We start from the raw sequence: 24,139 nt of genomic DNA on the forward strand, positions 1-24,139 counted from the left end.
GTACAAGCAATAACCGATCAGTGTTTGAAATTTAGACGTGTAAGTATAATTTATTCACATGTTTGTAAAAAATGCACAAAGAGCAGATTGTACTTAAATTTATTTTATTATTAACATTATATATCAATAGTTTATGGTTTTAATTTAAATTTTAAATGGTATTTATATGGCGTGATATTTGCAAAAGAGTACATAAAGCCGTTTAAATTAAAATTAGAAAATCGGAATTATTTACACAAAGGAGAGACTATGTGGGCTGCAATTGGTTATTCACTTTTAGCATTACTGCTTATTTTTATTGGTTGGGAAGTAAACTCTGTTTACTTTGCTATTGTTTTTTATTGGACTGCGCTGTCACTTTTATTAGTGAGTACCGCATATATTTTTAATACAGCAAAAATATTTAGAAAACGTGAAAATGGGGTGATCCCATTTTATATACGGTGGGCGTTTGTGCCATTTTTATTTGGTGTGCAAATTTATAATGCCTGGTCACGTAAGCGCGATAAAGTGCCGCCAATTCAAAAAATAAACGAAAACCTATTTTTAGCTTGCCGATTATTTCCCTCAGACATAGACACATTAAAAGATAACGGAATTACTGCAATTTTAGACGTTACGTGTGAATTCGACGGACTCGAGTGGAGTTCAACACAAGAGAATATAAATTACTTAAACATTCCGGTGCTCGATCATAGTATTCCTACCCATTCTCAGTTAAATCAGGCTATTAATTGGATACATCATCATATTAAAGAAAACCGTCGCGTAGTTGTACATTGTGCTTTAGGCCGTGGGCGGTCTGTTTTTGTAATGGCGGCTTATTTATTGAGTCAAAACAAAAATGCAGATGTACATGAAGTACTTGCACAAATAAAGGAAACCCGCGAAACCGCAAACTTAAATAAGCATCAGCTTCGTCATTTAGCTAAGCGTCATAAAAAAGGCGAGCTGCTAATTAAAAACAAAGCAGTTTTAATTGCAAATCCAGTATCTGGTACACGATTATGGCAAGAAAAAGAGCACTTAATTGTTGCGCGGTTATCGGCCTATTACGATTTAAAAGTACTTACTACTTCACAAGACGTAAACGGTATTGAGCTTGCTAAACAAGCGATTACGCAAAAACCAGACATGATAATAGCGTGTGGAGGCGATGGTACAGTGGCCGAAGTTGCAAGCGTACTTGTAAATACACAATGTAAGCTAGGTATTATACCAATGGGGACTGCAAACGCACTTGCGCATGTATTGATGGGGATTAGCTCTAAATTTATTCCTGTTGAACAAGCTTGTGATTTAATAATTGATGGTCAAACAAGCACAATAGATACCGCTTATTGTAATAACGAATTAGTACTTTTATTAGCGGGCATTGGTTTTGAGCAGTCAATGATTGAAAAAGCAGATAGAGAGTCGAAAAATAAGTCGGGGCAACTTGCCTATTTAAATGGCTTTTTTGAAGCGTTTGGCGAGCAAAAATCACAGTTACTTAGTGTAAAACTCGATGATAATGAGCCCAAAGAAATATGTACAAATAGCTTTATTGTGGCTAATGCTGCGCCTTTTACAACGTTATTGGCTCAAGGTGGTGGGCAGCCAAATCATAGTGACGGGCTTCTTGATGTGAATTGGCTAACACCAAATAATGAAAATTCTACGACAATATTGAGTATTGCAGAACTGATGTTTAGCAGTTTAACGCAAACACATTTAGCTATAAATTCGCATCATACAAATGCTAAAAGAGTCGAGGTGACAGGTGAAGGAGAGCTTAAGTACGTACTTGACGGTGAAGTTAAAACTGCTCACAAACTTGTTATTACTATTGAGCCGGCCTCATTAAATGTGATTTGCAAAGAGCAATAAATCGCGCTAATTACAATCAAAAAAGGAGCTAAATTAGCTCCTTTTTTACATCATTTTTTAATTGATGGCCAAACAAACCCTGTTGTATCCGGCGCTTGAGAAGATGTTTCTCTCGGCGCACTTTTTGGTCTACGAATAGGTTTGTTATTTATAGTGTGAATATAAAGTGCTTCCACTTTATCGCGAGCCCAAGGCGTTTTACGCAAAAACTTTAAACTCGATTTAATGCTCGGTTGATCAGTAAAGCATTTGATTTTTACTTGCTCGCCAAGTGTTCTCCAGCCAAGTCGCTGTTCTAACTCAACAAGTATTTGTTCTAACGTTACCCCATGTAAAGGGTTTTTAGGTTGATTATCCATAGCCATACTACTTATTTAAACTGCGTGCATTGTAGCTCAAATCAGCTTTTAGCGCTAATTCACAGTGATTGTTTTAGGAGCTGTTGGGTAAATAGCATTACCTTGTTTATCTATTTTAAGCCAAATGAGTTGGCTGTTACTGTGCTGGGGTGTTTTAGCACCGCACAAAAGTGTAAATGAGTGAATTTGTATTAATGCGCCTTCGCTATAGCGTTTGTTGTCGTACCAACAGTTTGATTCTTCATTTACAAACTGGTTTGCATCAATAATTGAATGGGTTTTAAGGGTTGTTGCTTCACTAAGTATTGAATACGATAAGCTGCTAAAACAAAAGCATAGAATTAAAAAGTTACGCATTAGAGGCCTTTAAATAGGGAGGGTTAAAAATAATACATTAAGCTAAAAAACGTGCTAGTGTAAAGTACACAAAGTGATTTTAATTATAAACTTAGTTACTCACAGAACAACTTGGATTCAAATAAAAAGGTGCACACAATGCAATTTAATCAAACAATGATCGAAGAATTCACACTATTAGCAAAATTTCCTCGCGACAGTAAAATGCAGGGTATTAAATTACACTCAGACGCAGAGCCAAGCTTACTTAGTGCAGCGCAACGTTTATTTGAAAAAGGGATTATAGATAGCCCAGATGGCGGATATTTAACTGATCTGGGCTTAGATTTAATTGAGCACATTACGGTTATTCATAGTGCGCTACAAAGCTAGCTAATTTGAACTCTGGTTAGTTACTAAACTAGCTTAATTTGCATCGGGTTGATTTTGCGGTGCAGCATCATTAAATGCAGCTAATTTATTACAGTGTTCGTAAATAGCTGCAATTTTTGGATAAGCGCTCATATCTACGTTAAAACGAATTGCATTAAATACTTGCGGCACTAAACAAATGTCAGCAAGTGTTGGTTGGTTACCAAAACAGTAGTCATCATTTTCGTTTAGCATCAGTTCTATTTTTTCAAAACCAACTTCTATCCAATGTCGATACCACTTATTTTTAGCCTCGTTATCAACACCTAATTCGTTCGATAAATACTTCAGCACGCGTAAATTATTAACAGGATGAATATCGCAAGCAATGGCAAAGCTTAAATTTCTTATTTGTGCTTTTTGCCACGCAGTTCCTGTAATTAATGGCGATTGCGGATAAGTTTCATCAAGCCATTCCAGTATTGCAAGTGATTGTGCTAAAACACCATTATCGGTTTCAAGTGCAGGTAGTAACCCTTGCGGATTAGTCGCTAAGTATTCTTCCCCAAGCTGCTCCGATTTTAAAAGGTTAACAATAGCAAGTTCATGATCAATTGCTTTTAAGTTAAGCGCTATACGTACCCTATAGGCCGCTGATGAGCGAAAGTAGCTGTATAATTTCATAATTAATCCTGTGAACCTGTAAATTGTTTTTTAATAGTACGCCAGCAATCGGTGTAGTTTGGTTGGCGTTCCCTACCTTCTAATGCATATTTTGTCGGTGAAATTATATAGCGCGACTCAAACATAAAAGCGAGTGTATTTTCGTATTTTTGTGGTGTAAGTTCAGCGTTTGAGGCTTTTTCAAATACGTCGGCTTCAGGTCCATGTGGCGACATACAATTGTGTAAACTTGCACCACCAGGTACAAAACCATGCTCTTTTGCATCATACACACCTTCAATTAAGCCCATAAATTCACTCATAATATTGCGGTGATAATACGGCGGGCGAAATGTATTTTCGGCTACCATCCAACGCGGTGGAAATATCACAAAATCGACATTTGCCATACCCTCAGTAGCAGAAGGAGAGGTTAGTACAGTGAATATAGAAGGATCGGGGTGATCAAAGCTCACTGTATTCATTACATTAAAACGCGATAAGTCGTATTTATAGGGCGCACTATTACCCGTCCATGCAACTACATCAAAAGGAGAGTGCTTAATTTCACAGCTAAATAAATTACCGTTAAATTTAGAAACAAGCTCAAAGTCACCCTCTTTATCTTCAAAGGCCGCTACAGGGTATTGAAAGTCTCTGTCGTTGGCATAACCGTTTGCACCAACAGGTCCTCGCTCTGCAAGCTCTAACGCATGGCCATAATTTTCACAAATATAACCACGGGCTGTATCATCAATTAAATCAACAGCGAACTTAATTCCTCTGGGAATTACAGCAATTTCACCCGGTTTAATGCTTAACTTACCGCACTCGGTGTGAATTAATAACTCACCTTGCTGAGGGACAAACAACATTTCGCCATCGGCATTACAAAAGTAACGCCCTTGCATTGACTGATTAGCGACATATACATGAATGCCAATACCAGATTGCCCATTAGCACTGCCATTAGCTGCCATAGTTACTAACCCATCAATAAAATCAGTAGGCTGTGAAGGCATATCAATAGGATTCCAACGTAGCATTGTTGGTGGTGTTACGGCTTCAGTGATTGGGGCTGTTCTTATTAGGCCGTTATCAATTGCTTGGTAATCACCTTGCACTACAGACGGACGAAGGCGGTAAAACCAAGTGCGACGATTTGAAGCGCGAGGAGCCGTAAATGCAGTCGAACTAAATTGCTCTGTGTATAAATCGTATTTAACTTTTTGTGGGCTAAATTGTCCTATTGGCAGTGCACCGGGTAGCGCTTGTGTTTCAAATTCATTACCAAAACCGGTCATATAACTTAATTGTGTCGCCATTACTGACTCCTGTGAGAGGGGGTTGGTTTAATATTATTTTTATTTCAGTTAAGATACTCTCAAGTGAGACTAATATCAAATGTGCAACTACGCATCCGTGTAAATATTAATGAACACTAAAGTAAGCCTTATAAAGCTGGGATAACTAAAAATGAAAATTGATTTAGCAACGTTTTTACCTTATCAATTAACGAATGTAGCAACACGTGTAAGTAATGACTTTGCCGAGGTTTATCAAACTAAATACGGTTTAAATATTCCGCAGTGGCGAATACTTGCTAATTTAGCGCAGTATGGTCAGAGCAACGCAAAGGATTTATGCACGCAAGCAAATATGGACAAGTCGACAGTGTCGCGTGCGGTAAAAGTTTTAATAGATAAAGGTTTAGTGAAAAGTGAGTTAAATGCACAAGATAAACGCGCAGCATTACTTGTGCTGAGCCAAGTAGGGCAAAACTTATATGAAAATATAGCGCCCGATGCACTAAATTGGGAAAAACAGTTACTGAGCACTTTAACCAACGAAGAATACGAAGTGCTAGTGAGTATTTTTGAAAAGTTAAATAACAAATTAAAGGCATAAAAAAGCCCACCAAAGTGGGCTTTTAAAAGATGTTTTAGGTTACAGTTCTAAATTAGAAAGTGTAACGAACACCTACACGCATTTGCCATACAGATGCATCAGTTTGTACTGATGTATTTGCATTATTTCCGTTAAAGCCTGAGTAAACGTAACGGCCTTGATCATCAAGTGATGTTTCGATCATGCTAGCGCCTACGAAAGGACCTTTCTTAAGTACGCCCCAATCATCGTTTAACAGGTTAGTAAGGTTATCAATTACGAAGAACGCTTCACCTTTGTGACCTTCCATAAAACCAGGAAGCTCTTGTGTCATTTTAAAGTTAAACTTAACAAACCAATCAGAGTTTTCTGCGTTACGGCTAGTCGTTTGACCACGTTCTAAACCATTTGATGCAATAAATTCATTGAATTCATTGATATCAGCAGCACTCATGTCGTAAACAACGTTAGGATCGTTTTCAAGTGGAACATACAATAGTTGGCGGTTGCCATTCCAGTTGTTGTCACCGAAGGTACCATCACTGCCATCGAATGTGTAGCTGTAAGGTAGGCCTTTATATGCTTCACCGAATAGATTAAAGCGAGTAGCAAACCCATCAACAAACTCATGGCTATAACCAAGAGTCATAGTAAAACGATGTGGAATTTCGTAATCAGATGAAGCAACACCTGGGTTACCTGGATCAGTTAGTGCAATGTTACCGTAGTTTGAACCAGCTACAGAGCTTGTCATTGGGTTAACATCATCAGAATCTGTGTAGGCATAACCAAAGTTAACGCTTACACCATTATCAAACATCTTGCTAACCGCTAATGAGATAACAGATGAATCACCGCTATCACCACTTACATTTGTTAGTAAGTATTCGTTAGAACGACCTTCAATTGATTCGTAAATAGGGCGGCCGTCAAACGTAGTTGTACCTGTATCTTGAAGTGCGATGTCACGCATTAACGCAGCATCTTTTTTCTTCGAGTATAAGTAATCAAGAGAGATTACATATTCATTTTCTGTTGTGTACGTTGCACCAAGTGAGTATTTCCACTCTGATGGGATTTCAAAGTCTGGGTCAACAGCGTTTGCTTGTGAATCGCCTGAGCCGATTACAGTGTCAGCTACTGCATCAAATTGAGACTGAGGAACTTCAAATCCTGGAGTACCATTATTTACATTAGGTGTTGCGAACAAGTCGATAGAACCAAACTGGTTTGCACTAATGTTAGTAATGCCGTCGTTTGAGTAAGAGTTAGATAGCCAAACGTTAGGGTTACCGCCTGAGAACAAGCCAACACCTGCACGTACTTCAAGTGCATCTGTCGCGTACCATTGGAAGCCTACACGAGGTTGAATTAAATCAATACCATCAAATGTACTTTGGTTACTGTAGCCATAGCGATCAGTAAAGTTTTGATTTAAGTTAGGTACATCATCACTGGTGTATTTATCGTAACGTAAACCAAACGTAATATTTGCGTCTAAGTCAGTAAACGAATACTCGTCTTGCACGTAAAATGTATGCTGAGCGTACGAAAAACTCGCAGCAGCATCGTTTGGATCATTTGTAGCAGCAGCATTGTTGTAGTAAACAGCACTTGCAATACCATTTTCAAAATCATCAACATTGTTGAAACGGTATTCACCTTCAGTATGCTGAACGAATAAGTTAAATACATCTAACTCTTCAAACTCGTAACCAGCAGTAATTGTGTGCTGATCAAGGTAGTAAGTACCTGCAACTTTAAATGTAGTTGTATCGTAGTCTAAGTCATTAGATTGACGTGAGTCATCTGGACCAATATAAACTGTACCACCATCTTCGGTACGAATTTGCATTTCACCAAAGCTGCTTGCTGCATCTAGTGATTGTACTGTTGCATCTAGCTCAGACTTACCAATACGAACTTCAGTAGAGAAGTCATCTGACCAATCAGAGTAAACAGATGCAATGATTGAAGTGAATTCTGCACTTTGGTCATAAAAGTGATTAGATAGTGATACACGGCTAGAGCCAGTATCTGACTGTGAAACAGTATTACCATCGTTGTAGTTATAGATTAAGTTTGCACGATGATCTTCGTTGATGTTCCAATCTAGTTTAACTAAGATTTTTTCATCTTCAACAGGCATACTTGAAGGCATTCCGCCTACATCGTAACCATATACAGTTTGAGCAACGCTTGTGATACGCGAGATATCATCAGCAGTTACACTGCCGCTGCTTAAACCATCGTAGTTAAACTGTTGAACACCTTCAAGTTTTTCATATGAAGTAAATAAAAATAGTTTATCTTCAATTAGTGGAAGACCTACGTTGAAGCCGTAACGTTTTTCGGTGTAATTACCGTTATCAACGTCATCACCTTCAATTTTATCACCCTTGAAAGAGTCACTAGTGTAATCGTAGAAAACAGCGCCATGAACATCATTGCCACCAGATTTGGTTACTGCGTTGATGTTACACGATGTAAAACCACCGTATTGAACGTCAAACGGTGCAAGTTCAGCTGAAACTTGTTCAATTGAATCAAAAGAGAAAGGGGCGCGAATAGTAGGGTAACCATTTGAGCTTAAGCCGAAGTTATCGTTCATACGAACGCCGTCTAGCGTTAAACTGTTGTAGCGAGGGTTACCACCACCACAGTTAATTGAACCACGGCTGTCATCAATTGTGATACGCGGGTCGATACGAATAATGTCTTTTAAATCACGGTTAATAGCTGGCGTATTTTCAAGATCAGTTAGCGTAAATGTAGACGCCGGACCAGTACCACCAGACATAGAGCTAATTGGCGCGCCAGAAACTACAATTTGTTCCATGCTTGATTGTGACTCAAGAGAAACGTTTACTGGGTAATCGTTACCAATATTAAGAATAATGTTATTGAATTCTTGGTCTGCATATACATCTGAATCAACAACCACTTTATAAGGACCGCCAACTCGCAGGCCTTTAGCTGTGAAATAACCAGCGTCATTTACTTCAGTTGTTTTTACTGATCCAGAAGGCACGTGTAAAATTGTTACTTTAGTGCCGGCTGCTGGGTTGCCGTTAGGCCCCATTACTTGACCTTTAATTGCTGAGGTCGTTTCGTTAGCCATTGCAGCGCCACTTACACCAACACATGCTGCAATAGCAAGTGAAAGAGCTGTTTTGCGTAATTGAGTTTTCATTTAATTTTCCCGTGTAGTTATTAATTAAATTTTTATATTTTTATTTTAAAATTTTGCAAAATAAACAGTTGAAGTTCATTTATTCAAAATCCGTTACTAGTGTACCTTATTTATTCGTTACAAATAAAATACAACTGCAATATATTTTTAATAAATAGTACTATTTTTGTCTATTTGAGTGTTTTTTCGAGCAATAACTCTATATCGGGGTATATATTACGTGGGCTTTATGACAAACATGTGAAATTGGGGTGTGAAAAACAAAAAACCCATTACAATTTTGCAATGGGTTTTGTTAACAAATAACTTAATGTGTTATTACTTACCTATTAAGACTTAAAACTTGTAGCTAATACCAACTTTAGCCTGCCAAGCTGATGACGATGAACTGATTTGCGAGTAATTACGCACATCCGCACCGCCAAAACTGTTGTCTATTTTATATCTACCTTGATCATCAAGACCACCAAAGTCATAAATAGTTTGGTTAGAGTAACCTAAGCGTTTTTCTACACCCCAATCGCTGTTTAGAAGGTTTGCGAAATTATCAATCATTAGATAAACCTCACCAGTGTGACCTTCAGCAAAGCCAGGTATTTCTTGCTTAATGCTAACGTCCATTGTAGTAACCCAAGGTTGCGTTGCTGTATTTTTACCTAAGATCCCACCACGTTGAGATATACCAGCACGCTCTAATAACGGTTCTAACTCAGCCCAAGTCATTTTAGAATCAGCCCAATTTACATTCGGATCATCAGCACCTGTAGGGATATAAGGTAAGTAAGCACCATTAGTGAATAAAGAGCTAGTATCACCTAAGTCTTCATCTTTATACATATTCATTGTGTAACTAAATGGGCGACCTGAACGACGTTCAAAATAAACATTGAACTTGGTTGCATATCCTTCAAAAAATTCAGTGTTATACGCTAAGTTAATTTTAAAGCTGTGCTCAACTTCGTAAAAGCCACGTGCTGCAATATCTTCATTACGATTTACTGTAATATTGTGCTTATAGTTACCTTCTGCCTGAGAAGCTGAACCTGCTGATGATTCTGTAACATCTTGGTGAGCATAGCTTGCCGATACAAACAGGCCATTGTCCCATTGTTTAGCAATACCCGTTGAAATAATAATTGAACGACCATCATCCGATGAATTAGTCATTTCTATGTCAACATTATCGCCACTGTAAATACTTTGATTGATAACACGTTCGCCGTCCGCAGCTAAGCCTACTGGGTTAATAGACGAATTATGCCATACCGCTTCATTCTCTTTTTTATGGTAAGCAATTTCTGCTTGCCATTTAAAGCCATCACCTAATAGTTCAGAATCAAACTCATATTCAAAACCTATTTGAGTACGAATGCTTGAAGGCAATTTAAAATCAGGGTCGATATACGCAACGCTACCAGCACCTTGCTCTAATGTATTTTTTATTTCATCAGGAACCTGAGTAATATCAGCTGTGTTATTTGCATAGTAATCATTAATTACATCGTTTTGTGCTGATACTAAAGTAATGCCATCACTTTGGAATGAATTGTTATACCAAACATTTGGAATGCCGCCTTGGAAACGACCAATACCACCATTAATAGTAAGCGCTTCTGTTACGTAGTACTTAAAGCCAACACGAGGAAGTATAATGTCTAGGCCATCAAGATTTTCTTGGTTAGTAAAGCCATACGTATTAGCAAAGTTTTCATTTAGAGTTGGTTTATCATCAGATGACAAACGCTCATAACGAACACCTGCTGTAACTTCTAAATCATCACCTACATAAAAAGTATCTTCTATGTAAAGCGCTAGCTGGTTACGTCTTACATCATATGCTGTATCAGCTGAATCATTAGTGTAAGCATTTTGATAAGAAAAATCATAAGAACCAATTTTACGGTTTTCAAAATTTTCTAAGCTATCAAATTTCCACGTTCCAAGAGAGTTTTGAGCAAACAAGTTATATAAACGAAGTGACTCGTACTGAGCTCCAAAGTTTATTTCATGCTCATCCATTAAATACGTAGCGTCTAACGTAAAAGTTAGGTTTTGTGTTTCTGAACGGTTTGCATGGCGGTATTGATCTGTACCAAAGTTGTAAGAAGGACCATTTCGACCGTCTTCCTCAACAGTAATGCTTCCTAAGTTAGAGCGAGTTGCGCTATCAGAGGTAACATCTTTATACGACACACCAATTTCTGTTGAAAAGTTTTCAGTCCAATCAGAGTAAAGCTTAGATGAAAAGTTATTAAACTTAGTTACGTATGCATAAGTACTTGAAACTAAGGCTATATTATCACCGCCTGTGCTAGAATTACGCTCATCTTGGTCGTCTTGCCATTGATAAGTGAAATCTAAACGATGGTCATCACTTGCGTTCCAGCTTAATTTAACAAGCAAGTTTTTGTTTGTATCTTCTGGCGCACCGGCTAATGAATCAGTTAAGCCATATTCATTATTTAAGATAGAAATGAAACGATTATAGTTAGCTTCAGAAGTATTAAATTCATTTGAAGCACCAGAGCCGTCAAAGCCGTAATCTAGATCTAATTCACTTGACCATTCTGCATAGTTAACGAAATAAAACAGTTCGTCTTTAACAATTGCGCCACCAACGTTAAAACCAAATCTTTCTTCAGTTTTAATCGGCTCTACTTTATTTGTAGAATAAGTTTTATGACCTAGCTCATCAAGATCGTCTTCTTGTACAATATTATCAACATCGCCAGCTATCTCAGGAGTCGATATTTCATAAAAGCCAGAGAATTTAAACTCATTCGTACCAGACTTTGTTACTGCGTTAATAGTACCGCCACCAAAGTTACCTTTAGAAGCTGAGAAAGGAGATACATCAACAGAAACTTGTTCAATAGCGTCAAGTGCTACAGGAGGCTGAGAAGTAGGGTAGCCACCAAAGTTCAAGCCAAAGTCATCATTTTGACCAATACCGTCAACTGTTAAACCGTTGGTACGAGGGTTACTACCTGCAAACGTTAGCTCACCATTACCATTAATACTGGCAAGTGGGTTTAAGCGCGCAATATCTTTAATGTCGCGATTAAAGCTTGGCATATTTTCAATAGTGTCAGAGCCAAATGTACTGCTAGAGCCACCTGATTGTTGAACAATCTTATAACCAGACACTTCAATCTTTTCGATGTTTAGCGGAGCAAGCTGCGAGCTTAAACGGTAAGTTTCACCAAGGTTCAAGTAGATATTTTCAACAGTGGTATCGTTAAACGTATCAGAATCAATGATAACCATGTAAGGACCACCTACACGTAAACCATTAGCGATAAACGTACCACTTTCGTTTGTAGTTAGTTCGCTAATAGTTCCCGTTGGTTGGTGAATTACTTTGATTTTAACGTTTGCAGCACTGCCACCTGAAGGCGTTGTAATTTTACCACGCATTGCAGATGAAGTATCAGCAGCCATTGCGCTTGTAGAAACACCTAGAGCTAAAATTACCGCTCCAGTTAATTTCGAAAGGCGAAGCTTAGTCATAATGTTGATTTCCCGTGTGTAGGTTATATAAATTTAATACAGTTTATTTGTCAGTCGTCATTTTCAGTGCCGTTTCTAACTCTTTTGCAGAAGGGTCAAATAAGGCATTTAGTAATCCAGCTAATCGAATACCCGCTTGTTGTAAGCGTGTCTTTATAATTGGAGTATTGTTATATATGTAGCTATAACCAATTTCGTTGTTGGTATATTTATAAATTTTTGTGGCTAAATTATGAGATTCTTCAACCCATGTCATAGGTGAGCTTTGTAAATACTCAGCAATTAACTCGCTGTTATTTGTATCAATAAATTGTGCGTACTCAGTAAACGATAAATTCTCGTTCTCAACTAACTTTGTATCCCAAAGGCTGTGAAGATTTGTTTCTTCGTTAAAAAATGAAACCTTAATACGGTTGCCACCTCTATCTTCACTTCGACCAGCATGAAATGGTTGGTGACTATCGCCCACCAAATGTACTAAAAAACGTAAACTGAACTGTTTAGCATCTAAGGTGCTATTTTTATCAGTGAGCGTTTGCATTGAATAGTGAATGCCTTCTAGGATATTACTTACAGATTCTTTGTTTTTAGTGTGATCGTGATTGAAGCTGAAAGATTTTCCTGGTGCTGCATTAATATAATGCCAACGAGATGATTGCTTTTGCCAAAACTCGCCAGGGGCAGAGCGCATTTCATCAGGCCACGTTGATATTTGTGCAAGTGATTCACCATCAAGGTAGGGTTGTATTGCCGCTTTAGTTGTTTCGCTTATATGAGATTCTGCAATCTTACCTACAATGCGGTGGCCATTTTGACCCCAAGCATGTGAGTCAGTGCTTGTAAATATTGCACTAATCAAAAGCGCAGAAGATATCGAGTACTTTATATTGCTATGCATTAGAACTTCCTTAATGAATATTTCATGGCGTTGCTACAGGCTAATGCGGTCAATTGTCCTTACTTTTGGTGTTGATAGGAAGGACTCATTAAAATTCATAGTTTCTTATTCACATTACTTTTAAATCAATGGTTTATGTTTAACAGGTAAAATTACTTGTTGTAATAAGTAAGCGAAATTGTTCAAATGCACTATATAGTCTATTTTTGAGTGGCATTGCTTTGAATTTTAAAAATATCGTGTTGCACAAAATGTTAATTGTTACATTTTTGTTTCTATTATTGGTCGTTACGTGGGTTTGCGGTCAAGTTAGTGTATACAATGATGAATTACACTTTCCAGTTATGATCGAAACCTCAACAGAGTGTCAAACAACTGCAACAAGTAACAAAGGCCAATTAATTGTTTTTACGCAATCAAAAAAAATAGCTAAGTTATTAACACAAAAGTTATGCTCTGATAACGTGGTGGCTAAGCAATATGGCTCTGTAAAAGGGTATTGGGGGTATAGAACGGCAGACAGCTTTGAGTTTGTGGGTAAAGGAATTGCTGACTTAATTTTGGCTAAAAACAATATTATGGCAGCCTTTAAAGCAGAGTCGACATATAACTACCAGCCCGTTGTTGGTTTTTCTGACTACACGGCTTTTTTTATATCTTCTAAAGAAAAACCTCGAGTCACTAAACAATACTTTTTAGATAAGCGCATAGGTTTGCTTGATTATCCGACCAGCCGATCAGGGCATATTTTACCAAAGCAAACGTTTAAAGAGTTGGATATTAATTTAGCCAATTTGAAAATCACTTATGCTAGCTCTCATAACGAATTACGTGATTTACTCGCTAATGGAAAAGTAGATATTATTGCTTCGTTTTGGAAAGAGAGCGACGAAAAACGTTTTTCAAAAAACTATATTACGCCATTGAGTAATAATATTTCTGGAACAAGATGGTATTTAAAAATGCAGCAAAACAACACTGATTTATTATGCGCAGTGCAGGAAAATTTGCTTGATATGTCTAAAGATCAAAGTTTGCATTACTATCAAAACGTCCAGCCATTTTGGCGCTGTGGCGCCAGCTTAGTAGGCTTAAAAGAGGAGGCTGGTGATGAGTAAGTATAAGCAATTACTTGTTATTATAAGTTTGTTTTTTATTTTGTCGTCTGTCTTTTATATTTCTGTAACTCAAAAAAGCCAGCAAGTAGCTAAACAAAAAATTACGCAGATAGAAAGGCAAATAGCACTCGACTTACCATTACTCGATTTATCGAATGAGCTGCTAAAGCATTCAGGTAATAAAGATGCAGTTAACAGCTACATTAAAACTTTAAACAGCTACATTAATTCGAACGAGCTCAAAGTTGTTGCTATTGCACCAAAAAACGAGATGGTAACACCTGTAAACTCACACCAAATAATACGTAGTTTGAGCACTAGTAATGGGTTCGTATTAGTTGTATTTAACGTCCAACAAACCCACTTTACATTGAGTCATTTTATTTACTATTTTATATTTTTAGTATTAAGTGTGTTGATTAGTTTTTGGATGAAATTTGCGTTTATTAAACAGAGCAATAAGCAGTTTAATAATGCACAGCATCAATCAATTGTAGAGCCTACGCCGTTGATACTTATTGTTGACCTTAATGATAAAACATTATCAAGTAGTTGTAATACAGAACAAAAAATGTGTTTAGCCAATAAGCCATTGTGCTTTTATTTAGCACTTGTAGAGTATTGTACAAATAACGATGATGTAGCGCTTAGTCATAATAAAGATGTGCCAGAGGAGCTGCTAGAGCTTGCTAACAAGTATTTTTATAGGTTGGTCGAACTCGGCCATACAGTTAGAAAAAGGCCTAACTTTAATAATAGCCTAGAAAAAACCCTGAGCGAAGTACGTGCTGCATTAGATGAAGTACTCAGCGAGTATCCCGAAGAAAAAGAGTTATATTATCCACCTAAAGCATACGGGGAGGGTTCTCGCTCTCGTCTGCATAGTTATGGGCTGGCAAATATTAAAAAGGGCAGTATTGAAATAATAGGAAAGTAACAAGGTTACTTTCCTATTATTAGAGGCTATTTAGGAGTAAATTCAGCCGTTTTAAGAGGGCTGTTTTTTGATATAAAATCTTGAAGTGCTTGGGCATCTGTTTCGTCTGTACTAACAAAGCCTTTTTTATTTGTAAGCGCAGGATAGCCATCACCGCCTGATGCGTTATAGCTATTTAAGCTCATACGGTAAGTTTTATTTTTGTTCAAAGGTTGGCCGTTAATAACAACATTAACTAACTGATTATTTTTACGCTCAAACGATAGTTTATGGTATTGCAAATAAGCGCCAGCATCCGGTGGGAAGCTCGTTACTGTATTTAAATAGTCCCATAAATCACTGCCTTGCCAATCCATGTAAGTAATACGATTTTTAAAAGGATGTACTTTTAAAATATCTTTATAGCTCACTTCACCAGCCTCTATTGAGCTGCGAATACCACCACCACTTATTAGTCCAAAGTCTGCACCCACTACATCCATTTGAGCTTGAATAATTACGCGTGCAAGATTTGTTTGTTGGTAGCGAACTTTGTTTCTGTCACCTTCTAAGCGAGCATCTACTTCACCAATGGTACCTTCAATTTGTTTAGCGCCTTTAGCTTGGTATACCGCTAAATAAGATTCAAGTTTTGAGTCTGGTTTAATGTACTCGTTTGCTAATACTGCTTTAGTTGAGCCATCAGCTTGTACTTTATCTACATACAAATTAACTGGCATCAGTTTGTAGTCTAGTAACGTTAATTTTCCATTTTCAAGCTTAAACTCAGCTTTACCAACATACTTACCCCATTCATGGGCTTGCATAATGTAAGTACCGTTTTGTTTGTCTGGTTTACAGGCAAGACCTGGTTTAAAGCTATCGTCATTTACATTTGTATCGCTCATACATACAGGTTCTTGAGAGTGGCCACCAATGATCATATCAAGCGTGTTTGCAGGAAGTGAGCGAGCAAGTGTTACATCACCGGGTGCGTTGATACCAAAGCTAGCATCAACATAATGACCCATATGAGTCAGGGCGATTGTAATATCAGGGTTGTACTTAGCTTTTATTTCTTTAGCTAGTTTTGCTGTAACATCAACAGGGTCTTTAAACTCTAAGTGCCCAATATATTGAGGATTACCAATTTTAGCTGTGTCGGTTGTTGTTAAACCAATAACAGCAATAGTTAATCCATTCTTTTTGAATATTTTATAGCTATCAAACGCGTGTTCGCCTGATTCCTTTTCAAATATATTGGCTGATAGAAAAGGAAAATTCACCCATTTTTGCTGTTGCTTCAATACATCAATAGGGTTGTCGAATTCGTGATTACCCAATGCCATTGCATCGTAACCAATCAGCGACATTCCTTTAAAGTCAGGCTCTGCTTTTTGTAAGTCTGACTCAGGAATACCTGTATTTATATCACCACCAGAGAGTAGTAATACTGCATGACCTTGCTTTTGAGCTTTATTGCGTAAAGAGTCAATTAACGTTTTGCGAGCGGCCATACCGTATTCGCCTTTTTCGTTTTGCCAAAAACGCCCGTGGTTATCATTAGTATGAAGAACAGTTAAATATTTAGTCGGGGTAGCGCTAAACACGGATTCAGGAGCAGGAGATGTGCATCCAAGTACACTAAAAATAACCGAAAATAAAATAATTATACGCATAAAATACCTATGGATTAAGGTCTACTTAATTTATCAGGCAGCTAGTTTAAACTAGTTCTATGCTAAAAAAACGTACTTATTTTACATTTTATTTGGAAGGGGCTGTTAATTGGTTTGTGGCAGCACGTTCACGACGCTTCAACTCCGTATTCGCATACTCTCGCTTATGGTGATTAGTACCTATCATCCAGGTTAAAAAGCTTGCTGGCAGTTTTGTATAGGGTTCGCCTTTGTGTAAACCAAAGTCGCAAATTACATGTTTAGTGTGTGGCATTATAAGATCCTGTTGTTTTGTGTTTTTTAAAGGTAACAAAAAGTAGCCATACTCTTAAGATGATTTAATTTTAAATAATTAGATTTATATAGCTAAAAAGAATATAAGTAATGGTATATGTAATTAATTTGTTATCAACACGGTCTAATTTGTATCAACTCTCACTTTAGAATCGATTTTAATCGCCTATGGCATTAATGTGTTAACGCATTAACAATTATCTAAAAATATAACAACAGGAATACAACATGAAAAAACTTTTACTTGGCTCAGTACTCGCCGCAGCAAGCTTTACAAGTGCTGCCACTATTGTCGAAATGAACACGAGCCAAGGTGTCATAGAAATTAACTTGTTTGATCAACAAACACCTAAAACAGTTGCAAATTTTTTAAGTTACGTTCAAGACGATTCATATAACGAAACAGTAATTCACCGCTCTGTTAGTAACTTTGTTATTCAAGGGGGGGGATTTACATTTTCTGACTCGCTAGATGCGATTACCACAAAACCTGCTGTAGAAAATGAACCCGTTTTTTCTAATGTTAAGGGCACCATTGCGATGGCTAAACTATCGGGTAATGCTGATAGTGCAACGAGCCAGTGGTTTTTTAATATTACAGACAATAGTGCAGCACTTGATACCCAAAACGGTGGCTTTACTGTGTTTGGACAAATTACTGCAGCAAGCCAATCAACGTTAGATAAAATTGCAGCATTAGTACACTGTGGTGAAACACCCGTTGTTGGTATTACTGCTGAACAATGTGCAAGCACTGATGTAACAATTAGCAGTGCTAATTTAGTGACTATTCAAAATGTGGCGATAATGGATGATGATCCTAATTCAGCCGCAGGTCTTACTGTTACTGAAAATACGCTAATTGATTCTAACTCATCAACAGATTCTAGTAGCAGTTCTGGCGGCGGGTTAATTTGGCTGTTAGGTGCTTTTTTACTTGCGGTTCCTCGTTTAAAACGTGCTAAATAATTAAAATTAATGGTAATGTGGATGGCGTAAACCAGCCGTCCACATTACCATTATTAAACTTTGCTATTTAAAGTAACACTCGCCAAACCATCGCTAGCCAAATTGAAAACACACAAACACAACCTAGTAAAAACACTTTAAAACGTGCTCGTACGTTATTTTCACCTAAATGAATAACACTATGCACAATACGTGTTGCTACAAATAAACAGGCCAGTACAGCCACAAGTGTACTGGCGCTATTTAGCTGTAGTGCAAGTAAACATCCCGCGTAAAAAAGTACAGGTATTTCAAACTGATTTGAAAAGTTTCTATCTGCAACCCTGATAGTGTCGCCAGCCTTATCTAACTGCATTGTTTTAAAATCGCTTAAATCAAGCTGTTTGTTTTTAGCTGCTGCAAAGCGCCTTTTACCCATAATGAGCATTACAACCAGTGAAAGCGTAACTTGTGCAAACATGGCAAGTATGATGATTTTTTCCATTGTTTTTCCTTATTATTATTTAGAGTTTGTGTATCTTTTTATATTGAATGATTTTTAATCTCGAAGGTTGGCAGACTCGCAACTAATAGCCGATTATGAAGACATTTTTCACAATGTGTTACACAAAATAGCGTTATTTTGTAGAAAGTTATTAATTGAAAATGTTAGTTTAGCTTAACTATATTGCTTTGAATTGGCGCATGCTATTTTGCGCAATACTTTTTAATGGAAAACAAAAATGAAAAAGATTATTGGTTTTAGTGCTATCGCACTTGCAGTTTTAAGTGGTTGTTCAAATACAGCTTCGGTTTCTGTGGCGCCTCCGGCCTCTTTATTATCAGACACGTTAGTTGTAAGCCCTAACGATAACCGCGAATATAAAACACTTAAATTAGCAAACGACATTGAAGTTATTTTAGTGTCTGATCCGGGTGCTGAAAAGTCAGCAGCGGCACTTAGTGTAGGTGTAGGTTTACTCCACGACCCGATGTCGCAACAGGGTATGGCGCATTATTTAGAACACATGCTGTTTTTAGGCACTGATCGTTACCCAGATACAAAAGGGTATTCTGATTTTATGACCAAGAATGGTGGCGCGCACAATGCGTATACTTGGCTCGATATTACTAATTACATGTTTAAAATTAATAACGACGCGTTTGATGAAGGGCTAGACCGTTTTGCCGACTTTTTCAAAGCACCTAAGTTATACCCTGAATACACAGACAAAGAAAAAAATGCAGTAAACGCAGAGTGGTCAATGCGTCGCGAAATGGACTTTTTTGGTCAATTTAAACTCGCGCGTAAAATGATGGGCGATCACCCCGCTAATCGCTTTTTAATTGGTAACCTAGAAACACTTGGTGACAAAGAAAATAGTTCTCTTCACAAAGAAACGGTTGATTTTTATAATAAATATTATTCTTCAAATGTTATGAAAGTAGCGCTTATTTCTAATTTACCTATTGCTGAAATGGAGCAAAAAGCACAAAAATACTTTGCTGATATAAAAAATAAAAACATCGAAAAACCAGCAGTAACTGCAAAACTTGATTTTGATAACGCTGGCGGAAAACGCGTGTTTTATGCACCAAATGAAGATGTAAAACAGCTACAACTTGATTTCACCATTGCTAATAATAATAGCGAATTCGCGCTTAAACCAAATCGATTTGTAGCGTATTTACTAAGTAATGAAATGCCGGGCAGCCCAGCGCAACTGCTTCGTGACAAAGGGTGGGTATCTCAGTTGTCAGCTTCAGCTGCACCAAATCAATATGGTAACTACGGGTCATTAAACGTAAACGCAGAGCTTACAGATGAAGGCATGAAAAATCGTGATGAAATAGTTGCAACTATCATGCAGTACATCGATTTAATTAAAAAAGAGGGCGTTGATAGCAAGTACTTCAACGAAATTCGTACATCACTAAATAACCAGTTTAAGTTTTTAGAAAAAGGTGATGAGTTTAATTATGTAAGTTCACTTACACAAAGCATGCAAGACTATCCGTTAAATCACGCTATTAATGCACCTTACTATTATGCAAAATTTGACGCTGATGCTGTAAATAAAGTACTTGAGCAGTTAAATGCCGATACTCTTCGTATTTGGTATGTATCGCAGCAAGAAGAGACAGACTCACAACTACACTTTTACGACGGTAAATATCGCATCAGTGACATTAGCGAACAAGAGATTGCAAGCTGGAAAAAACCAAGCGAATTTAAGTTAGCACTACCGACTGTAAACAATTTATTGCCTGAAAATTTTGCAATAAAAACTCAAGCTTTTAAAGAGCAAAAACATCCTGAGCTTGCTTACGATAAAAATGGTGTAAAAGTATGGCGCCAAGCAAGTCAAAAATTTGCAGAGCAGCCAAAAGGGCTTGTCGAAGTTTATATAAATACTCAACCAGGTTTGAACGATATTAAAGCAGAAGTACTTTATTCTGTTTGGGCTGATTTATACAATATTCAACAAAGTCAGTTAAGTACCGAAGCAGCAATCGCTGGTATGAGTGTAGGCCTTGCGCCGAGTAATGGTCTTGTTTTATCTATGAGTGGTTTCACAGACAAACAAAATGTATTGCTTAAACAAGCTTTAACCGGATTAAAAGCCGATGAAACAGCACAAGCATTTAGCCAAGCAGTTGATCGCTTTAAACGTAATTTACTAAACCAACAAAAACAGTTTCCGTATGCACAAGCATTTGGCGAGTATTCAAAACTAACGCGTACAGGTGGTTTTGATACAGACGCGCTTATTAAAGCCGCTGACTCAGTGAGTGTTGCCGACTTAGCACAATTAAAAACAGCTACGTTTGCACAAAACGATTTACGCGTATTTAGTTACGGTAACTACAATCAGCAAGATATAGACGCGATTGCAGACGAATTAAGTGCAACGCTACCAAGCAACCATAAACGCAGTGAATTTGCGCGCAGCAAAGCGTGGTTACCACAACCGGGCGAAACGCTGGTACTGCAAAAAGATATTGATGTAGCTGATGTAGCGGTGGTTGATATGACCGTTCACCCTGTTGCGGGTTACAAACAAAAAGCAGAAGCGGCTGTATTACAAAGTCACTTTAGAACAGTTGCGTTTGATAAAATGCGAACTGAGGAGCAACTTGCATATGCAGTAGGTGCATTAGCTCGCCCAATCGAGGATTACTCTGCAATTGGTTTGTATATTCAAACACCGGTTAAAGGTCCTAAAGAAATACAAGCTCGTTTTGATAAGTTTAAAAAAGAATACGCAGTTGAACTTGATAACATGAGCGAAGAGACTTTTGAGCAGCTTAAAAATTCAACCCTAGTATCGCTTAAAGAGCAGCCTAAAAACTTAAGTGACGAAATGAGCCCACTTATAAACGATTGGTACCGTGAAAACTTTACCTTTGATTCTAAGCAAAAGCTGATTGATGAAGTTGAAAAAGTAACGCTTGCAGATATAAAAGACTACTACAAGCAAACAATGCTTAATCCTAATGCCGCACGTTTAAATGTGCAATTACGTGGTACTAAGTTTATAGAAAGTGACTTTGCCGATTTACCAAATCAAACTAAAATCACAACGCTTGATGCCTATTACAATGGAATTAAACTACAAAAATAAGCTTTATTTATACAGCTAAAAATAAACCCCAATGTATTGCTACATTGGGGTTTTTATTTATTAAGCCATTATTAAAAAGCCTATAACAGCTAATGCCGCAGCAATTAGCGTGTAAGGCAATTGTGTAACGGCATGGCTCATTAAATTACAACCAGAGCCTTGCGCTGCGAGTACGGTTGAATCTGAGTAAAAACACGCTTGGCTACCAAAAGAAGAAGCCGATAATAGCGCACCAATGACCAGTGGTATGTTTGCATCAACCGCATTAGCCAGTGGCATAACAATCGGAATTGATACAGCAAAAATACCCCAACTCGACCCTGTTGCAAACGCTAAAATAGCCATTGAAATAAATACCACGGCTGGTAAATATGCTGCGGTCATATAAGGGCTTAAGCTACCAATAACAAACTGAGGCAAACCAATTAAGTCGCATACGTCTTTGAATATAAACGCCGCTATAACAGTACCAATAGCGGGGATCATACTTTTAAAGCCATCAAGCATGCGCTCAATCATTTCACTTACGCTCATTAATTTTTGTAGCGCATAAAACGGGAGAGTGACCGCCATTGTTGCTAGTAAGCCTTTGTATACGTCTATTTCAAAGTAAACAGTAAATGCGATTAGTAAAATAATCGGCACTAAAAAGTTACGTAATTTACCTTTAGGATCAGCGTCTTCAAAGTTTTCTTCAGCTGCTTTTACTGCGTATTCATCTGCTGTTTGAACGTTATTGTATTGAGCTGGATCGACTTGAGCTTGCTCAATTTGCGCCATTTGTTCTGCTTTTTTCATTGGACCAATCGCAGGAATAACACCCAACACAACAAGTAAAACAACAAGCACTGCAAACCACGCGTAAAACATGTACGGAATAGCTTGAATATAAACAGCAATACCTTTGCCTTCTTCAGCAATACCGTTATCTACCAATAAGCCACTAAAAAATACCGCCCAGGTAGATAAAGGGACAAGCACACAAATTGGTGCCGCAGTTGAGTCAACAACGTAAGCAAGCATCTCACGGCTAACTTTAAATTTATCGGTAATGCGTTTCATGGTTTCACCCACAGTAAGCGCATTTAAGTAGTCATCAATAAAAATAACCACACCTAAACAAAAGGTCATGAACAACGATGAACGCTTACCTTTGGTGTACTTAAGAGCTAGCTTGCCAAAAGCTGATGCGCCACCTGTGCGTACTAACAGTGCGATTAAAGCGCCAAAACCACCACATACAAGTATTAGCCAGCCGATGGTTTCGTCTGTCATTACTTTTAGCGATGTACTCGCAAAGTTAGTAAGTACCTGTGCAGGATCGGCTATAACTAAACCAACTAAAGCACCAATAAGTAAAGATAAAATAGGGCGGCGTAATACAACAGCCAATACAACCACCACTAACGGTGGTAGTAAACTCAACGCAGAAGGTTCAAGCATTTAAGTATTCACAAAATTAAAAGCATGCATAAAAATTAAATTAATTTTCAAGCCGCTTATACAAAAACAAAGAAGATGATAAGTTTGTTGTTAAATCATTTTCCAAGTCACTGCTTTTGTACGCGTGGGAGGGATACATAAACAGTTATGTTAAATAGCTGTTTAAATGAAACGCGTTGGCTTTGGCGCCAGACGGTGCAAGGAGTGCAAACCGCTATTGTTGTGCCTGTAAAAACATCGGCGCAAAAATAATCCGCTTTTTAATTTCAGTCAACAAAAAGTTACATGCAAAACAAAGTTTTTTAGAGGAACTTACATTGAACGCAGTATTTAAAACAAATCGACTGTTGTTGCGCCATGCAAATGAGTTTGATGCAGCTGTTTTACTTAAGCTAGTTAATCAGGCTAGTTTTATAAAGCACATTGGCGATAAAGCAATTTATACCCTTGATGATGCCAGTCGTATATTATAGGGCCTGTTTATCTTTCGAGGTTAAATTTGCAGCAGTATGTTTGGTATTTAGGCAAGGCAGAGCCTATGTAGTGTGGTTATTCCCCATAAATAGGCGATAACACAGCATAAATGCCAAACATGCGCTGCCCGAAGGGTTCTACCTAGGGGCAATTAACTCTTTGTTGCTCGGTTTTTACTTAGCCCACTAGGTTACAAACCTCACGCCGCGATTAAATCGCCCCTAGATTGAACAAATTTTAATCCTGAAAGGTCAACAGGCCCTAGTCATTTATTGCTTCTCATAAATACCAAGGCTTTGGGCCTTACGTTATTACTTTGCATAATGCTGTAGTGGTTGGCGTTGTTGGGTTTTATAAGCGAGCAGCGTTACAACAACCTGATTTAGGTTTTGCTCTTGTAAGTGGTTTTGAAAAAAAAGGCTATGTTTTTGAAGCGGCCAGCGCACTTTTGCGCCATAAGCATGAATTTGGAATTACAAAACTGTGTGCAATAACATCACCAGATAATAGGGCATCGCAGAATGTGTTGTTAAATTGGGCTTTAAAATAGAGGG

The 24,139-nt window shown here is 37.7% G+C and carries 20 protein-coding genes; 9 read left to right on the forward strand and 11 right to left on the reverse strand.

What is annotated here, in order from left to right:
- The first annotated feature begins 249 nt into the window (after nucleotides 1-249).
- Nucleotides 250-1,869, forward strand: a complete 1,620-nt coding sequence (locus AAEY62_RS09385) for a diacylglycerol kinase family protein (RefSeq protein WP_010553963.1) — start codon at nucleotides 250-252, stop codon at nucleotides 1,867-1,869.
- A gap of 50 nt (nucleotides 1,870-1,919) precedes the next feature.
- Here the strand turns inward: AAEY62_RS09385 and AAEY62_RS09390 are convergent, their stop codons facing one another.
- Both AAEY62_RS09390 and AAEY62_RS09395 read right to left on the reverse strand, forming a co-directional pair.
- Nucleotides 1,920-2,228 carry a VF530 family protein gene (locus AAEY62_RS09390; RefSeq protein ID WP_010553962.1) on the reverse strand — a complete coding sequence of 103 codons (309 nt, stop codon included), beginning with the start codon at nucleotides 2,226-2,228 and terminating at the stop codon, nucleotides 1,920-1,922.
- Between the two features lie 54 nt (nucleotides 2,229-2,282).
- Nucleotides 2,283-2,585, reverse strand: coding sequence for a DUF1496 domain-containing protein (locus AAEY62_RS09395; RefSeq protein WP_008134362.1), 303 nt, complete (start codon nucleotides 2,583-2,585; stop codon nucleotides 2,283-2,285).
- Between the two features lie 138 nt (nucleotides 2,586-2,723).
- Between AAEY62_RS09395 and AAEY62_RS09400 the strand changes: the two genes are divergently transcribed.
- The gene (locus tag AAEY62_RS09400; protein WP_007582405.1) at nucleotides 2,724-2,957 is read left to right on the forward strand and encodes a TIGR02647 family protein; all 234 of its coding nucleotides are present in this window, start codon (nucleotides 2,724-2,726) and stop codon (nucleotides 2,955-2,957) included.
- Between the two features lie 33 nt (nucleotides 2,958-2,990).
- Here AAEY62_RS09400 and maiA read toward each other — a convergent pair whose 3' ends face one another.
- Both maiA and hmgA read right to left on the reverse strand, forming a co-directional pair.
- Nucleotides 2,991-3,620 carry a maleylacetoacetate isomerase gene (gene maiA / locus AAEY62_RS09405; RefSeq protein ID WP_350634856.1) on the reverse strand — a complete coding sequence of 210 codons (630 nt, stop codon included), beginning with the start codon at nucleotides 3,618-3,620 and terminating at the stop codon, nucleotides 2,991-2,993.
- A 2-nt stretch (nucleotides 3,621-3,622) separates the two neighbouring features.
- Nucleotides 3,623-4,924, reverse strand: a complete 1,302-nt coding sequence (gene hmgA, locus AAEY62_RS09410) for a homogentisate 1,2-dioxygenase (protein WP_101163571.1) — start codon at nucleotides 4,922-4,924, stop codon at nucleotides 3,623-3,625.
- A gap of 151 nt (nucleotides 4,925-5,075) precedes the next feature.
- Here hmgA and AAEY62_RS09415 point away from each other — a divergent pair, with 151 nt between their 5' ends.
- Nucleotides 5,076-5,507 carry a MarR family winged helix-turn-helix transcriptional regulator gene (locus tag AAEY62_RS09415; RefSeq protein WP_002959044.1) on the forward strand — a complete coding sequence of 144 codons (432 nt, stop codon included), beginning with the start codon at nucleotides 5,076-5,078 and terminating at the stop codon, nucleotides 5,505-5,507.
- A gap of 52 nt (nucleotides 5,508-5,559) precedes the next feature.
- Here the strand turns inward: AAEY62_RS09415 and AAEY62_RS09420 are convergent, their stop codons facing one another.
- The 3 genes from AAEY62_RS09420 to AAEY62_RS09430 all read right to left on the reverse strand — a co-directional run bounded on the left by AAEY62_RS09420 (nucleotide 5,560) and on the right by AAEY62_RS09430 (nucleotide 13,087).
- On the reverse strand, nucleotides 5,560-8,679 hold the full coding sequence (locus AAEY62_RS09420; protein WP_350602877.1) for a TonB-dependent receptor: 3,120 nt from the start codon (nucleotides 8,677-8,679) through the stop codon (nucleotides 5,560-5,562).
- A 336-nt stretch (nucleotides 8,680-9,015) separates the two neighbouring features.
- Nucleotides 9,016-12,189 carry a TonB-dependent receptor gene (locus AAEY62_RS09425; RefSeq protein ID WP_101163569.1) on the reverse strand — a complete coding sequence of 1,058 codons (3,174 nt, stop codon included), beginning with the start codon at nucleotides 12,187-12,189 and terminating at the stop codon, nucleotides 9,016-9,018.
- A gap of 43 nt (nucleotides 12,190-12,232) precedes the next feature.
- Nucleotides 12,233-13,087: a S1/P1 nuclease gene (locus AAEY62_RS09430; protein WP_007582418.1), complete on the reverse strand. Its 855-nt coding sequence runs from the start codon at nucleotides 13,085-13,087 to the stop codon at nucleotides 12,233-12,235.
- 251 nt (nucleotides 13,088-13,338) lie between these two features.
- Between AAEY62_RS09430 and AAEY62_RS09435 the strand changes: the two genes are divergently transcribed.
- Both AAEY62_RS09435 and AAEY62_RS09440 read left to right on the forward strand, forming a co-directional pair.
- Entirely contained in the window at nucleotides 13,339-14,205 is an 867-nt protein-coding gene (locus tag AAEY62_RS09435) for a type 2 periplasmic-binding domain-containing protein (RefSeq protein ID WP_029751213.1), read from the forward strand.
- Nucleotides 14,198-15,142 (forward strand): hypothetical protein, encoded by a 945-nt coding sequence (locus AAEY62_RS09440; RefSeq protein WP_024591813.1) that lies wholly within the window; start codon nucleotides 14,198-14,200, stop codon nucleotides 15,140-15,142. Before AAEY62_RS09435 ends, AAEY62_RS09440 begins: the two co-directional genes overlap by 8 nt.
- Nucleotides 15,143-15,168: 26 nt before the next feature.
- Here the strand turns inward: AAEY62_RS09440 and ushA are convergent, their stop codons facing one another.
- Nucleotides 15,169-16,800, reverse strand: coding sequence for a bifunctional UDP-sugar hydrolase/5'-nucleotidase UshA (gene ushA / locus AAEY62_RS09445; protein WP_024591812.1), 1,632 nt, complete (start codon nucleotides 16,798-16,800; stop codon nucleotides 15,169-15,171).
- 88 nt (nucleotides 16,801-16,888) lie between these two features.
- The gene (locus AAEY62_RS09450; RefSeq protein WP_350634857.1) at nucleotides 16,889-17,074 is read right to left on the reverse strand and encodes a hypothetical protein; all 186 of its coding nucleotides are present in this window, start codon (nucleotides 17,072-17,074) and stop codon (nucleotides 16,889-16,891) included.
- A 248-nt stretch (nucleotides 17,075-17,322) separates the two neighbouring features.
- On the opposite strand from AAEY62_RS09450, the gene AAEY62_RS09455 reads away from it, so the two are divergent.
- Nucleotides 17,323-18,063: a peptidylprolyl isomerase gene (locus AAEY62_RS09455; RefSeq protein WP_024591810.1), complete on the forward strand. Its 741-nt coding sequence runs from the start codon at nucleotides 17,323-17,325 to the stop codon at nucleotides 18,061-18,063.
- A gap of 67 nt (nucleotides 18,064-18,130) precedes the next feature.
- Here the strand turns inward: AAEY62_RS09455 and AAEY62_RS09460 are convergent, their stop codons facing one another.
- Nucleotides 18,131-18,547 (reverse strand): MAPEG family protein, encoded by a 417-nt coding sequence (locus tag AAEY62_RS09460; RefSeq protein ID WP_024591809.1) that lies wholly within the window; start codon nucleotides 18,545-18,547, stop codon nucleotides 18,131-18,133.
- 238 nt (nucleotides 18,548-18,785) lie between these two features.
- Between AAEY62_RS09460 and AAEY62_RS09465 the strand changes: the two genes are divergently transcribed.
- Nucleotides 18,786-21,668 (forward strand): insulinase family protein, encoded by a 2,883-nt coding sequence (locus tag AAEY62_RS09465; RefSeq protein ID WP_024591808.1) that lies wholly within the window; start codon nucleotides 18,786-18,788, stop codon nucleotides 21,666-21,668.
- A gap of 60 nt (nucleotides 21,669-21,728) precedes the next feature.
- On the opposite strand, the gene AAEY62_RS09470 is transcribed toward AAEY62_RS09465, so the two are convergent.
- Nucleotides 21,729-23,111 (reverse strand): Na+/H+ antiporter NhaC family protein, encoded by a 1,383-nt coding sequence (locus tag AAEY62_RS09470; RefSeq protein ID WP_024591807.1) that lies wholly within the window; start codon nucleotides 23,109-23,111, stop codon nucleotides 21,729-21,731.
- A gap of 317 nt (nucleotides 23,112-23,428) precedes the next feature.
- On the opposite strand from AAEY62_RS09470, the gene AAEY62_RS09475 reads away from it, so the two are divergent.
- Entirely contained in the window at nucleotides 23,429-23,584 is a 156-nt protein-coding gene (locus AAEY62_RS09475) for a hypothetical protein (protein WP_374703132.1), read from the forward strand.
- A gap of 332 nt (nucleotides 23,585-23,916) precedes the next feature.
- Complete coding sequence (locus tag AAEY62_RS09480; RefSeq protein WP_257983253.1) at nucleotides 23,917-24,135, forward strand: GNAT family N-acetyltransferase; 219 nt, start codon at nucleotides 23,917-23,919, stop codon at nucleotides 24,133-24,135.
- Nucleotides 24,136-24,139 lie beyond the last annotated feature (4 nt).

The sequence above is a fragment of the Pseudoalteromonas sp. GW168-MNA-CIBAN-0100 genome (assembly GCF_040309225.1).
Lineage (GTDB): Bacteria > Pseudomonadota > Gammaproteobacteria > Enterobacterales > Alteromonadaceae > Pseudoalteromonas > Pseudoalteromonas arctica.